Raw genomic sequence first — 12,945 nt, forward strand, 5'->3', positions numbered from 1 at the left:
CCTCCCCACCCGGTCGCTGTGCGACCACCCTCCCCATGAAGGGGAGGGAGAGGCGTCGCGGCTGCGCGTTAGGGCGCGCGAAAGAGCTTCGGTATGCTGACGAACCCTGATTCGCGCGGGCGAGACGCCATGATGATTTCCCGACCCCAAGACAGGTTGAAGGCGCAGGCGACGCGCCGCCCGACGTTCGATCCCCTGCTGGTGATCATGGCCGTGGGCTTCACCCTGGCGGTCGCCGCCATCGCCTATCCGGCCTTTCGGGCCAACGCCTTCAGCGCGCCGGGCCTGATGCTGATCTTCGCGGCGGGCGCCACGGCGCTGATCTGGCTGTTCGCCTTCGGTCGGGCCGAGGTGCGGCGCGCCAATGGCGATACGGCGGTCGAGATGCTGGACGCCCTGGCGGAGCCCGCCGCTCTGGTTTGGCCGTCGGGACAGGTGCTGGCCTACAACGCCGCCTGGGCCGAGGAGAACGGAACCGTCACAACGCTTCCGCGTGGGAAGTCGGCCCAGGCCCTCTACATGGCCTTCGCACAGGCGCGTGAGGGCCAGCAGGGGCGCGCCATCGTCCAGATCGGCCCGCGAGAGAAAGAGGTGCTGATCGGCCAGGCCGGGCAGGGGCGCTTCCTCGTTCGCGCCGCGCCTGACGCCGTCCTGCCGCTGGCCCCCAGCGCGCCCGTCGCGCCTCAGCCCGCCGCCCCGACGGGCGAGGCCCGCGCCATGGCCGCCGGGGCGCCTTTCGGCTCGGCCGTGATCGGCGGCGAGGACCTGTTCGCAGGCCGGGCTGAGGAGCCGAATGCGGCGATGGCCCTGCTGACCGGCCCGGCCGCTTCGGGCGACGCTGCCTTCGGCCACCTGTTCGATCCGGCGGGCGTGGCCGAGGCCAGGGTCAAGCTGGAGGCCGGATCGTCCGGCCCGATCGAACTGATCGCCCGCGCCCACCCGGATCGCCAGTTGCACCTCTATGTCGCGCCCGAAGACGACAGACGCCGCGTCTGGCTGTTCGACGTGGCGGCGCAGAAGTCGATGGAGCTGCAGTTGTCGCAAGCCCAGAAGATGCAGGCCGTAGGCCAGCTGGCGGGCGGGGTGGCGCACGACTTCAACAACCTGCTGACGGCGATCCAGCTGCAGCTGTCGGGCCTGCTGGAGCGGCACCCGGTCGGCGACCCCTCCTATGAAGGTCTGAACGAAATCCGCCAGACGGCCATCCGCGCCGCCGATCTGGTGCGCAAGCTGCTGGCCTTTTCGCGCAAGTCGACGGTGCGGCGCGAGCGGCTGGACCTGGGCGAGCTGGTCGGCGAGTTCGCCGTGCTTCTGCGTCGTCTGCTGCGCGAGGACGTGCGGCTGGAGACCGACTACGGCCGCGACCTGCCGCTGGTGCTGGCCGACAAGAGCCAGCTGGAGACGGCGGTGATGAACCTGGCCGTCAACGCCCGCGACGCCATGCGCGGCGTGGTCGAGCCGGGCGCGGGCGTCGTCACCATCCGCACCCGCCGCCTGACGGGCGCCCAGGCCCGCGACCTTGGCTGGCGCGAGGCCACCGAGGACGTCGCCCTGATCGAGGTGTCGGATACCGGCCCCGGCGTGCCGACCGCCCTGCTGGACAAGATCTTCGAGCCGTTCTTCACCACCAAGGCGGTGAACGAAGGGACGGGCATGGGCCTGGCCACCGTCTACGGCATCGCCCAGCAGGCGGGCGGCCACATCACCGTCGCCAATCTTGAGAATGCGGGCGCCGCCTTCCGCATCTTCCTGCCCGCCGCCACGGCCGAGGAGCTGGTCGAGGCCCCGGTGGTCGAGAAGGTCGTCAAGGCGCCGCGCGACCTGTCGGGCGCCGGCCGCATCCTGTTCGTCGAGGACGAAGCCGCCGTGCGCGGTATCGCCGCTCGTCTGCTGCGCCAGCGCGGCTATGAGGTGATCGAGGCCGCCGACGGCGAGGAGGCCCTGATCCTGGCGGAAGAATGGGCGGGCCAGATCGACATGCTGATCTCGGATGTCATCATGCCGGGGTTGGACGGTCCATCGCTGCTGCGCAAGGCGCGGCCGTTCCTTGGCGACGCGCCGGTGATGTTCATCTCGGGCTATGCCGAGAGCGATTTCTCGGACCTGCTGCAGGACGAGGTGGGAGTATCCTTCCTGCCCAAGCCTCTGGATATCAAGACCCTGGCCGAACGGGTGAAGCAGGAGCTTCACGCGAGCTGATGCAGGGCGAGGGCGTCAGGCCCTGAGGTCGAGCCTATCTTCCGACGACCAGCGGCGCTCCCGCGCAGCTTCGTGCAGGGTGTCGGCGAGATCGAGCAACTGATGACGGCGCAGACGTGGAATCACTTCCAGCAACCGCAGGCGCAGGCTTTCCGCTTCGGCGTCGGAGAGGAAGGCGTCGCGAGAACGGACAGGCATGATGCGCCGTCCTTGAAAAGCGACCGCAATGACGGTCCGGGGCGCTCGGAAAACCGTTATTTGCCGCTTTAGGTTCCGAAAAACGGCCTTGGCTCGACAATTGTGAACAAAGGCGCCGTTCAAGGCTTGGGTATGTCGCGCGCGGCCCTAGATAGGGTCCAGAGGAATCACACGCCGTAAAGAGGAGTCTCCCATGGCCTTCACCCTGCCCCCGCTGCCCTACGCCTATGACGCGCTGGAGCCGGCCATCGACAAGGAGACGATGACCTTCCACCACGACAAGCATCATCAGACCTACGTCGACAATCTGAACAAGGCGATCGACGCCGACGCCTCGCTGCAGGGCAAGTCGCTCGAAGACCTGTTCGCCCAGATGTCGAAGCTGCCCAAGGCGGTCCGCAATAACGGCGGCGGCCACTGGAACCACAGCCTGTTCTGGGAACTGCTGGCCCCGGCCGACAAGGCGGGCGCGCCCTCGGCCGAACTGGCCGCCAAGATCGACGCCGAACTGGGCGGCATGGACAAGTTCAAGGCTGACTTCGACGCCGCCGGCGCCGGTCAGTTCGGCTCGGGCTGGGCCTGGCTGATCCTCCAGGACGGCAAGCTGAAGGTCACCTCGACGCCGAACCAGGACAACCCGCTGATGGACCTGGCCGACGAGAAGGGCGCCGTCCTTCTGGCCGCCGACGTGTGGGAGCACGCCTACTACCTCAAGTACCAGAACCGCCGCGTCGACTACCTCAAGGCCTTCTGGTCGGTGGTGAACTGGAACAAGGTCAACGAACTGTACGAAGCCGCCAAGGGCTGATCGCCCGGCGTCTGAGCGCTTGATCTGCGGCCGCCGTTTCCGATGGGAAGCGGCGGCCGTTCTGCTTAATCTCCCTGCTTGGCCATGAGGGGGGCCAACAGCGTCTCGCCGTCATCCAGCGCCCGCCTCTGCATGGCGGCGGGATCAAGGATCCGGCCGTCCAGAATGATCTGGCGCAGGCGGCGGGTGGCGCGGATATCCTGCGACGGGTCGCCGGCGACCACCAGCAAATCAGCGCGGCGTCCGACGGCGATGAAGCCGATATCCTTGCGCTGAAGGATGTCTGCTGCGGACCCGGTCGCCGCCGACAAGGCCTGAAGGGGGCTCAGGCCCGCACGGGTCATCAACTCCATTTCCAGATGAAGGCCGCCGCCCGGCAGGTTGTAAGCGCCTGCGGGCGTGTCGGAGCCAGCGCCTATGCGGCCGCCCAACTGGGCCAGGCGCACCATCACGGCGGCGCCGATGCGGGCGTCCAGCTTCGCCTTTGCGTTGCTCCCAGGGCTGCTATGAAAATGCTGATGGATGCCGCGCCATTGCTGGTCCAGGCCGTCGCGGACCGTCCCCCGCGCGGCGCCTAACGGCAGTTCGGACAAAACCGGCTCGGGCGATTCCGGCTCGGCCGTGAAGTGAGAGACGGACAGGGTAGGCACCAGCGCCGTCTTCGCCGTCAGCAGGGCGCGGGCAAGCTGATCAATCAGAGCGGGATCGAGAGCGTCCTTCTCCAGGTCGCCGCCCAGACGCTGGTAGGCCAGGGCTGCGCCGCTGGCGTGCTCGAGACTATCAATGCCCAGAGCGGCGGCCTCAAGCAGATCGACCTCGGCGGCTACGAGTCCGCGCGTCGAGGCCATGCCCAGATCGGCCATTGTAGGCAGACCCAGCGTCCTGGCGCGCTGGACGGCGGCGGCGAAGGCGTCAGGCGGCAACTGTTCGTACAGCTTGACCCAGTCGGCCCCTTCCGCCGCCAGGGCGTCGACGGCGGCGATCGCCTGTTCGGGCGTCTCGGCGATCAGCAGTTCAACGCCTTCCAGCGACAGGCCATCGGCCGGGCGGGCCGGTGAGGGCGCGCCGGGCTCTGCTTCGGGATAGAAACGTTTGATGATGCTGTTATCGCCGTCCAGCATTGGGCCGGCCCAAATCAGACGGGTCTGCGGCGCAGGCAGAGCCTGAAGGGCGCGGACCATAGCAAGGTCGGTGTTGGCGGATCGCACCGTGGTCACGCCCGAAGCCAGGAACCAGCCATAGTAGTGGGGGCGCGGGTGGGCGTGCAGATCGATCAGGCCGGGCATGATGCTGCCTTCGCCCGCGTCGATGAAAACGGCGCCGGGAGGCGCGGGACAATCGTCCGCCCTGCCGACGCAGGTGATGACGCCGTCGATCGCCACGACCCGACCTTCAGGGATGGGCGCCGCGCCCGAGCCGTCGATGATCCGCCCCGAGAGCGCCACAGCGTAAGGTCGGTCGGCCTCGCCGGCCTGCGCCGCCGCCGTCGTCAGAACGGTCAGGGTGGCCGCCGCCGTAAGCCAAAGCTTTTTCATGATGTTGTCAGCCTCCCGAGCTGTTTCTTCTTGCTCGGACAACTGCACGGGACGGGGCTGCGGGCTCAAGTTTCCTTTCTGTCATGCAGGGACCAGAATGGTCGGGGACATTGACTCCGCGGCGCGTCGCCTTCATAAGCCCGCCCTTCTCGCATCGGGTTCGTCCCGAGGCGCGATGTCTATTACGGACGATGCGTGGACCGCCGTTGAGATCGCCGCTCCAATCGGGGAGGGGCCGGGCCGCATCATGATGAAGAGTGACATATGTCCAAGCGCCACAGCGCCAAGTACAAACTCGACCGGGCCATGGGTGAAAACCTGTGGGGTCGCGCCAAGTCTCCTGTCAACAAGCGCTCCTACGGCCCCGGCCAGCACGGTCAGCGCCGCAAGTCCAAGGTTTCTGACTTTGGTCTGCAGCTGAAGGCCAAGCAGAAGCTGAAGGGCTACTACGGCAACATCACCGAGAAGCAATTCGCGGCGACCTACGCCGAAGCCGCCCGCCGCAAGGGCAACACCTCGGAAAACCTGATCGGTCTGCTGGAATCGCGCCTGGACGCCATCGTCTACCGCGCCAAGTTCGTGCCGACCGTCTGGGCCGCCCGTCAGTTCGTCTCGCACGGCCACGTCACCGTCGACGGCAAGAAGGTCGACATCGGTTCGTACCGCGTCAAGCCGGGCCAGGTCATCGAGGTCAAGGAGAAGTCGCGCAACATGGCTCTGGTGCTGGAAGCCCAGCAGTCGAGCGAGCGTGACCTGCCTGACTATCTGGAACTGGGCGATCGCGGTTTCTCGGTCCGTTACGGCCGCGTGCCGGAACTGTCCGACGTTCCGTACCCGGTGAAGATGGAGCCGAACCTGGTCGTCGAATACTACTCCTCGTAAGTTCGACGGATCAGCCAAGGTTCTTGGCCACGGTTCTTTGGAAGGCCCCGGCGTCGCCGGGGCCTTTCTTTGTTCATATTGCGGCCCTGACGGTTCACTTTCGGGCCAATTGCGCGCACAATGGATAATCAACAGGGTCGCGCCCAGGGAGGCCGAACATGAGAAGGTCTTTCTTTGGTCTGGTTCTCGCTGCCGGGCTCGCCGCCTGCGCCCATGCGCCGGGTGAGCTGGTGAGGACCGAAGGCATGCCGGGCCAGCTGGAACCGATCCACGCCGCCGCCTTCACGCGCGACCTGGCGGTGTTTCGCGTCAGCTCCAACGGCTGCACTGACAAGGGCGACGTGAAACCCTTCATCACCCGGTTGAAGGATTCGGCGGTCATCACCTTGCGCCGCCTGGATGAGGATCGCTGCACCCGCCCGGTCAAGGACGGCGTCCAACTGCAATGGACCTTCGAGGAACTGGGCCTGCCGCCGGGCGCCAATGTGGTCGTCAACAACCCTTATCTGCTGAACGGCGACGAGGGCGTGGCCCAATAGGCCGCAGTTCCAGGCCCCAGGCGCGCTGAATCTTCACCCTTCGTTAGCCACGCTCGGACAGTCGGGTTTAAGGCCTGAGCCATAGAACGGCAGGCTGTTTTTTCCTGCTTGGCGTCTCCCCCGCATGCGTGTTCTTTCGTGTCTGACCGATGACCACCATTTCGGTCTGGTGGCTCTGGCCGCTTTTATCTGTCTGGTTGGCAGCTGGATCACCAGCGGCCTTCTACGCAGAGTCCGTGATGAGCGTGGCGTCTCCCTGGCGTCCTGGCTCTTCCTGGGGGCGCTGGCGGGCGGCGCCACCATCTGGTGCACCCACTTCGTCGCCATGATCGCCTACCGGCCGGGCGTGGATATCGCCTATGAGCCGCTGTTGACCGGCGTCTCGCTAGCCATCGCCATTGTGGGTGTCGGCCTGGCTCTGGGCGGGGCGACGATCCGCGGACGTTTCGCGCCTGCCCTTGGCGGGGCGGTGTTCGGACTGGCGGTCGCCGCCATGCACTTTGTCGGCATGGCCGCCATGGCGGTGGAGGGCGTGGTGCACTGGTCCTACGCCTATGTCGCCGCCTCCCTGATCGGTTCGGTGGTGTTCGGCGCCGCCGCCTTCCAACTGAGCGCCTGCGAACAGGATCGGTTCGCCCGCATGAAAGGCGCTGCGGCGATGGTTCTGGGCATCGTCTGCCTGCACTTCACGGCGATGGCGGCGATGACCATCATTCCCTTCGCCGCCGCAGACGGCGTGCTGACTGGCGAGGATGCGCAGCATGTGCTGGCGCTGGGCGTCGCCGGGGTGGGCCTGCTGGTGCTGGGGGCGGGCGCCGCCAGCCACGTTCTGGACCGTCAGGCGCACGCACTGCACCGTGAACGTCAACAATATCTGATCGATAGCAGCGTCGACGGCATGGCCATCGAGCGCGACGGCGCCATCATCGCCGCCAATGAAGTCCTGGCGACCCTGCTGGGAGTCGAGCGCGAAGTCCTGATGGGGGCGAGTCTGGAGCAATGGGTCGAGGACGCGCATCGTCTCGCCGACGGCGCCATGGCCCAGACCGTGCTGCGGTCCGACGTCGGAGACGTCGCCATCGAGCTGTCGGCCCGTCGCGACCAGACCACCGGCGGGCGCACCATGATCTATGCGGTGCGCGACCTCCGCGACCGGATGGCTCAGGAGCGTCGGATCGCTCATCTGGCGCGGAACGACAGCCTGACCGGCTTGCCTAACAGGGCTTCCTTCCTGGAACGGCTGACCCGGCTGAAGAAGACGGCGGCGGAAGGCGAGAAGCTGGCCCTGTTCGCGCTGGATCTGGACCGCTTCAAGGAGGTGAACGACCTGTACGGCCACGCCGTCGGCGATCGGCTTCTGTGCGTCATCGCCGAGCGGATGAGGGCGGCCCTGCAGGAGGGCGAGTTCATTGCGCGCCAGGGCGGCGACGAATTCCTGGCTCTGGCGTCTGTCTCGAACCGGGACGAGGCTCTCGCCGTGGCCGAACGTCTGCGACAGGCAGTGATCGAGACCGTGACCATCGAGCACGCCGACCTGTCGTGCGGCGCCAGCATCGGTGTTTCCCTGTGGCCTGAAGACGCCCAGGACGTCTCCACCCTGATCAACAACGCGGATCTGGCCATGTATCGCGCCAAGGCCTCTTTGACCCAGGATGTCTGCTTCTATGAAGCGGACATGGATCAGGCCGTCCGCGCGCGCCGCCGCGTCACCCAGGCGCTGCGCGAGGCGCTGGAGCGCGAACAGTTCGAATTGCACTATCAGGTGCAGGCCTCGGTCGAGACGGGCCGGGCCACCGGCTATGAAGTCCTGCTGCGCTGGAAGAACGACGAAGGCCGCTACACGTCGCCTGCGGACTTCATTCCCGTGGCCGAGGAGACCGGGCTCATCCTGCCGATCGGCGAATGGGTCCTGCGTCAGGCCTGCCGACAGGCCGCCGCCTGGGCCGAGCCGCACCGCATTGCGGTCAATCTGTCGCCGGTCCAGCTGAGCCATGTCGACCTGCCGCGTCTGGTGCATCAGATCCTGATGGAGACCGGCCTGTCGCCGTCGCGTCTTGAGCTTGAGATCACCGAGACGGCGATGATCACCGACATGGAGCGCACCACCCATGTGCTGCGTCAGCTGAAGGCGCTGGGCGTCACCATCGCCATGGATGATTTCGGAACCGGCTATTCCTCGCTGTCGACGCTGAAGGCCTTCCCCTTCGACAAGATCAAGCTGGATCGCTCCTTCATGCTGGAGCTGGACGGGGCGGCGCCCCAGTCGCGGGCCATCATCCGCGCCGTCCTGACGATCGGCGAAAGCCTGGCGATCCCGGTTCTGGCCGAGGGTGTCGAAACCGCCGAGCAGTTGGCCTTCCTGCGCGCTCAGGGCTGTAATGAGGTTCAGGGCTATCTGCTGGGCCGGCCCCAGCCGGAAGCTGACGCCCTGTCGCAGGGCGCCGCCATGATCCCGGCAGCCCCGATGCGGGCAGCAAGAGAGGCCGCCTGAGGCGGGCGTTCGCAGCCTTTCCGATTATTCACGTGATCCAGAACCGCGACGCTGGCAGTGTCGGGTCAATCAACACGGGAAAATCCTATGCGTCGTCTCATCATCGCTCTCGCCGTCGCTGCGGTCGCCGCGCCCATGCTGTCGGGCTGCATCATCATCGCCACCGAGAAGCCGACCACGCGCGTCATCCACTCGGCCCCGGCTGAGGCGAACTGATGCGTCTGGCTGCTGTTGCGGCTGCGGCCGCCCTGCTGCCCCTGCTGGGCGGCTGCGTCATCTATTCGAACGAGGGGGGCGAGAAGGTCTCCATCGTCACTGATCAGGGGGCGACGCGCGCCGAGGCGCTGGAAGCCGTGCGCAAGGTCGACTTCGACGGCCAGCGGCTGAATGTCGTGGTCGGCTCCAACGGCTGCACTGAAACCTCCAGCTTCGAGGTCAAGATCAAGGACGGCGATCCGGCCGAACTGACCTTGACGCGCCGTACGCCGGACCTGTGCAAGGCTCTGGTTGCGGAAGGCGTGACGGTCAGCTGGACCTACGCTGAACTGGGTCTTGAGCGCGGCCAGCCGGTGCGCGTGCTGAACCCGATCAGCCTGTAAAAGCCGAAAACTAAGCCTGAAACGGCCCCAGCATCTCAGCCGGGATGCGGGCCGGGCGCAGGGTCTTGGCGTCGACCAGACACCATTCAGACAGCCCTTGAGCGCACAGGCGCCCTTGGGCGTCTTCGATGCGGACATAACGGTTGAAGCGCGGCCCCTGCGGGTCGCCGACCCAGGTGCGGGCGATCACGCCTGTCGCGCCCGGTTCGATGGCGCGCATGTAGTCGATCTCATGACGCAGGGCCAGCCAGGCCCATCTGGCGCGCGTTTCCTCGTCGAAGCGCGCGTTCCAGTGCGCCGTGCCGACATCCTGCAGCCAGCCGACATAGACGACGTTGTTGACGTGGTTGTTCTCGTCGATGTGTTCCGGCCGCACGTCCAGCGGAACGACGAAGACCTCGCGGTCCTCACGCGGCTGAAGCTGCGGCCGGGCCATCGGTCAGGCTTCGCCCATCTTACGCTTCACCAAGGGCGACGCCCTTCTCGGCCATCAGGGCCTGAAGCTCGCCCGACTGGAACATCTCGCGCACGATGTCCGAGCCGCCGACGAATTCGCCCTTCACATAGAGCTGGGGGATGGTCGGCCAGTCGGTGAAGGCCTTGATGCCTTCGCGCAGGGCTTCGTCCTGCAGCACGTCCACGCCCACGAAGGGCGCGCCGACGTGATCCAGGATCTGAACGGCCAGCGAGGAGAAGCCGCAGCGCGGCGAGTCCGGCGTGCCCTTCATGAAGAGCACCACGTCATGCTCAGCCACCGCCTGGGCGATGAAGGCGTGGACGGGATCGGCGGCGGTTTGTTCGGTCACTGTGTCGAAACCCTTCTTGAGGAGCCCGTGAGCTAGGCGCCCTTTGGGGCCGGGTCAAGGCCGGGCCAGCACAGGGGCAGTGCGGGGCGGACTTTGCGGCTCAGGCGGAATGCGTGCTGGCGGTCAGCCGCTCGGCCCGCTCCGCCAGCGTCTGGGCGCCGTATTCGCGCGCGGTCTGGGCGGCTTCGGTCAGCATCAGGCCGACGCCGCGCGGGCTTTCGCCGGTCCACCGCGCCCTTGCCAGGGCGACCCGCGCCAGGCCGATCTGTTCGGCGGCCCAGTCCAGCGGCGTGGCCGTGACCGAAGGCCGCGCCAGACGGCGCCGCAGGCTGGTCTCGATATCCAACAAGGCGGTCAGGTCGCCGGCGGCGCTGGCGCGGGCGGCGTCCTGTGACACGCGCTGTTCATGGGCCATGGCGCCCAGGATCAGGCCGCCGCCTTCTGTCAGGGCCTCGGCCTGGATCAGCACCACCGACGGCAGGGTCTCGCGCTCGGCGCGCATGACCTGAATGGCGGACCAGTCCAGCGGGCTGTGATCGGGCGTGAACAACTGGGCGGCGACATCGAACATGGCCTGCGCCTGATCGCGGGCGGCCGGGGCGTCGGCGACGGCCGCCAGGGCCGCCATCCCCGCCGCGCAAAGGGCCAGAGCGCGGGCGCGGCTCAGCGGCCTCTGTTCCGGAGCGGCCGCCTCGACCAGGGCGCGCAGGTCGCGCCCGGCCTGATCCAGCATCTGGGGATCGCGCGCCGTCAGGCCGATCTCCAGCACCAGGGCGGCGCGGTCCAGTCGTATCTCGTCTTCCAGAGTGCGCGGGCCCTTCAGATTGGCCAGGGCGGTTTCCAGCAGGCTGGCGGCCTCGTTCATCTCCGACAGGCGGCCGGACAGAAGCGCCAGCCGCGAGCGCAGTCGGGCGTGCAGCGCCGCAGCCGCCGCCACCGTATCCACACGTCGCGCCGCAGGCAGGTCGCTCAACAGGTCGAGGGCGGCGGTCAGCCGTTCCGGCCCGCCGCGCAGGTCGAACGCCAGCATGGCGCTTGTCGCCAGATCCAGGGCGGCGCGCACCGCCTGATCGCCGTTGGCGGCGTGTTTGGCGGCGTCGCGGCCGCTGCTTTCGGCCCGCTCCACGCTGGCGGCCGCGCCGCAGCGGCGGGCGTGCTCGCGCCATAGGGCGGCGGCGCGCAGGGCTGCGTCGAACGGACGGGGGCATGAGACGCGCCCGGCGTCGGTGGATTGCTGGCGCGCCTCGACCTCGACCAGACCCACGCCGATCAGCTCCAGCCAGCCAAGGTCGTCGCTGTCGCGCGCCTTCTCGAACAGCCGTCTGAGATCTCTGCCGAATTCGAACATTCGCCTGTATCGCCGCCTGCATCGTCCCGCTTCGGGATCAAGAGGATGATCCCGGCATCGACCAAGCAAACGCAGCGCCGTTGGAACGGTTCGCCTTGGCTATGAAGACAAATTGTCGGGCGGGCGTCAGCGCGGGCCTCGGTCCTGCGGCGTCGCAGCGCCCCTCAGCCCAGGCGGGGCGCCTTCTGGCGGCAGCGCTGCAGGGTGGCGCGGGCCTCGGATTCCCCGGCGGAAAGGCGACGCACGGCGTCCAGACGGGCGCGAGTCTGTTCCGTTTCGGCCACGGCGGGATTGCGTCCGGCGACAGTCGCCGCCTGCATGGCCGCCAGCGACCAGTAGAGGGCGGCGTCATAGAGGGAGCGGCCATAACGGCTCTCTCCGCCCTCCAGTTCGGAGGCCGCCTGTGTCAAACCGGCGCAACGCACCGCCTCGTCATAGGAGACGAGCCGGGCGCTGGGCGCTGGGGTCGCAGCCTGGGGCGAGGTCTGGGCCTGCGCCGAGGTCTGGGCCAGCGCCATGGCGGCGGTGACGGCAAGGATGAACATCAGAACTCCACAGGCGCGGGGAGCGCCGAACTGGCCCTACTAGAGAACCACGTCCCCGCGAAGGATGAAAGACGTGTTCAGCTAAGCTTCAGGTTGCATCCGGGGCCTTCGGCATGGCGCGGCCCTGATCTGCGAGCCAGCGCAGGAACTGACGGCGGCCTTTCGACATCTCGCCTGCGCCCGGAATGGCGGCCACAGCGCCCTCGTCGCGGGCGAAGCCGAACGGCGCCAGCAGCCGCCCGTCCGCCACCGCCTCGGCCGTCAGCGCCCACGGCAGGACCGCCGCGCCCCAGCCCGCCAGGGCGCCGTCCAGCGCAAAATGCAGATGGGCCACAGGACGCTCGTGCGCATCGGGCAGGCGCCGATCCGTCAGGCGGGCCCAGTCCTTCCACGCCGACAGATGGGTGCGCGGGGCCAGACGCGGCGCGTTCAGGACGTCCATCCGCGCATCGCGCCGGATCAGGGCTGGGGCGATCACCGGCCCGATCGCATTGGGAATGACGCGAAGGGCGCCCAGACTGTCGATGCGCGAGGCGTCCAGCAGCCGCAACAGCACATCGGCCCCTCGGCGGCTGACGGCGTGGGGCGCCAGTTCGACCAGATGAACCCGCACCTGCGGATACAGGCGGTTGAAGTCCGCCAGCCGGGGGATCAGCCATTTGACCGCCAGACTGGCGTTGGCGGCGACATTCAGGTCGCGCCCGTCGCCCCGCGCCTCGGCCACGGCGGCGGCGATCTGGTCGAAGGCGACGGTCAGTCCGGGCAGGAGGCCCTGCCCCGCCTCCGTCAGCGTCAGGGCGTGACGCGGCCCCTCGAACAGGCGCAGGCCCAGTTGCGTCTCCAGCGCCTTGACCTGTCGGCTGACGGCGCTGTGGGTGACGTTCAACTCAGCCGCCGCGCGGGTCGCGCTGCCGGTGCGCGCCATCGCCTCGAAGGCGCGCAGGGCGTTCAGCGAAGGCAGAGGCGCTGAGGCTGTGAGGTTTTCGAACATCTCG

General features: G+C 67.8%; 14 protein-coding genes. 7 read left to right on the top strand and 7 right to left on the bottom strand.

Annotated features, from left to right (window positions below; genetic code table 11):
- Positions 1 to 129 precede the first annotated feature (129 nt).
- Positions 130 to 2,199 (top strand): cell cycle histidine kinase CckA, encoded by a 2,070-nt coding sequence (cckA, locus tag RSD66_RS04665; RefSeq protein ID WP_415289184.1) that lies wholly within the window; start codon positions 130 to 132, stop codon positions 2,197 to 2,199.
- 15 nt (positions 2,200 to 2,214) lie between these two features.
- On the opposite strand, the gene RSD66_RS04670 is transcribed toward cckA, so the two are convergent.
- Entirely contained in the window at positions 2,215 to 2,397 is a 183-nt protein-coding gene (locus RSD66_RS04670; protein WP_025978468.1) for a hypothetical protein, read from the bottom strand.
- 193 nt (positions 2,398 to 2,590) lie between these two features.
- On the opposite strand from RSD66_RS04670, the gene RSD66_RS04675 reads away from it, so the two are divergent.
- Entirely contained in the window at positions 2,591 to 3,205 is a 615-nt protein-coding gene (locus RSD66_RS04675; RefSeq protein WP_291778125.1) for a superoxide dismutase, read from the top strand.
- Positions 3,206 to 3,270: 65 nt separating this feature from the next.
- On the opposite strand, the gene RSD66_RS04680 is transcribed toward RSD66_RS04675, so the two are convergent.
- Positions 3,271 to 4,740: an amidohydrolase family protein gene (locus tag RSD66_RS04680; RefSeq protein WP_415289185.1), complete on the bottom strand. Its 1,470-nt coding sequence runs from the start codon at positions 4,738 to 4,740 to the stop codon at positions 3,271 to 3,273.
- 264 nt (positions 4,741 to 5,004) lie between these two features.
- Here RSD66_RS04680 and rpsD point away from each other — a divergent pair, with 264 nt between their 5' ends.
- The 5 genes from rpsD (at position 5,005) to RSD66_RS04705 (ending at position 9,251) form a co-directional block, all read left to right on the top strand.
- Entirely contained in the window at positions 5,005 to 5,622 is a 618-nt protein-coding gene (gene rpsD / locus RSD66_RS04685; protein ID WP_003169687.1) for a 30S ribosomal protein S4, read from the top strand.
- A gap of 158 nt (positions 5,623 to 5,780) precedes the next feature.
- On the top strand, positions 5,781 to 6,161 hold the full coding sequence (locus tag RSD66_RS04690) for a lipoprotein (protein WP_415289186.1): 381 nt from the start codon (positions 5,781 to 5,783) through the stop codon (positions 6,159 to 6,161).
- Positions 6,162 to 6,285: 124 nt separating this feature from the next.
- A complete protein-coding gene (locus RSD66_RS04695) occupies positions 6,286 to 8,652 on the top strand; it encodes an EAL domain-containing protein (RefSeq protein ID WP_415289187.1) in 2,367 nt (788 codons plus the stop codon).
- 87 nt (positions 8,653 to 8,739) lie between these two features.
- Entirely contained in the window at positions 8,740 to 8,868 is a 129-nt protein-coding gene (locus tag RSD66_RS04700; protein WP_003169681.1) for a hypothetical protein, read from the top strand.
- Positions 8,868 to 9,251, top strand: coding sequence for a hypothetical protein (locus RSD66_RS04705; RefSeq protein ID WP_119413053.1), 384 nt, complete (start codon positions 8,868 to 8,870; stop codon positions 9,249 to 9,251). Before RSD66_RS04700 ends, RSD66_RS04705 begins: the two co-directional genes overlap by 1 nt.
- Before the next feature lie 10 nt (positions 9,252 to 9,261).
- Here RSD66_RS04705 and RSD66_RS04710 read toward each other — a convergent pair whose 3' ends face one another.
- The 5 genes from RSD66_RS04710 to RSD66_RS04730 all read right to left on the bottom strand — a co-directional run bounded on the left by RSD66_RS04710 (position 9,262) and on the right by RSD66_RS04730 (position 12,941).
- Positions 9,262 to 9,687: an acyl-CoA thioesterase gene (locus tag RSD66_RS04710; protein ID WP_024353544.1), complete on the bottom strand. Its 426-nt coding sequence runs from the start codon at positions 9,685 to 9,687 to the stop codon at positions 9,262 to 9,264.
- Positions 9,688 to 9,706: 19 nt separating this feature from the next.
- The gene (gene grxD, locus RSD66_RS04715; protein WP_003169676.1) at positions 9,707 to 10,057 is read right to left on the bottom strand and encodes a Grx4 family monothiol glutaredoxin; all 351 of its coding nucleotides are present in this window, start codon (positions 10,055 to 10,057) and stop codon (positions 9,707 to 9,709) included.
- 100 nt (positions 10,058 to 10,157) lie between these two features.
- The gene (locus tag RSD66_RS04720) at positions 10,158 to 11,405 is read right to left on the bottom strand and encodes a hypothetical protein (protein WP_415289188.1); all 1,248 of its coding nucleotides are present in this window, start codon (positions 11,403 to 11,405) and stop codon (positions 10,158 to 10,160) included.
- Between the two features lie 164 nt (positions 11,406 to 11,569).
- Positions 11,570 to 11,950, bottom strand: coding sequence for a hypothetical protein (locus RSD66_RS04725; RefSeq protein WP_415289189.1), 381 nt, complete (start codon positions 11,948 to 11,950; stop codon positions 11,570 to 11,572).
- Positions 11,951 to 12,038: 88 nt separating this feature from the next.
- Positions 12,039 to 12,941 carry a LysR family transcriptional regulator gene (locus tag RSD66_RS04730; RefSeq protein WP_415289190.1) on the bottom strand — a complete coding sequence of 301 codons (903 nt, stop codon included), beginning with the start codon at positions 12,939 to 12,941 and terminating at the stop codon, positions 12,039 to 12,041.
- Between the last annotated feature and the right edge of the window lie 4 nt (positions 12,942 to 12,945).

Origin of the sequence: Brevundimonas sp. S1H14, assembly GCF_047716865.1 — a bacterium.
Lineage (GTDB): Bacteria > Pseudomonadota > Alphaproteobacteria > Caulobacterales > Caulobacteraceae > Brevundimonas > Brevundimonas naejangsanensis.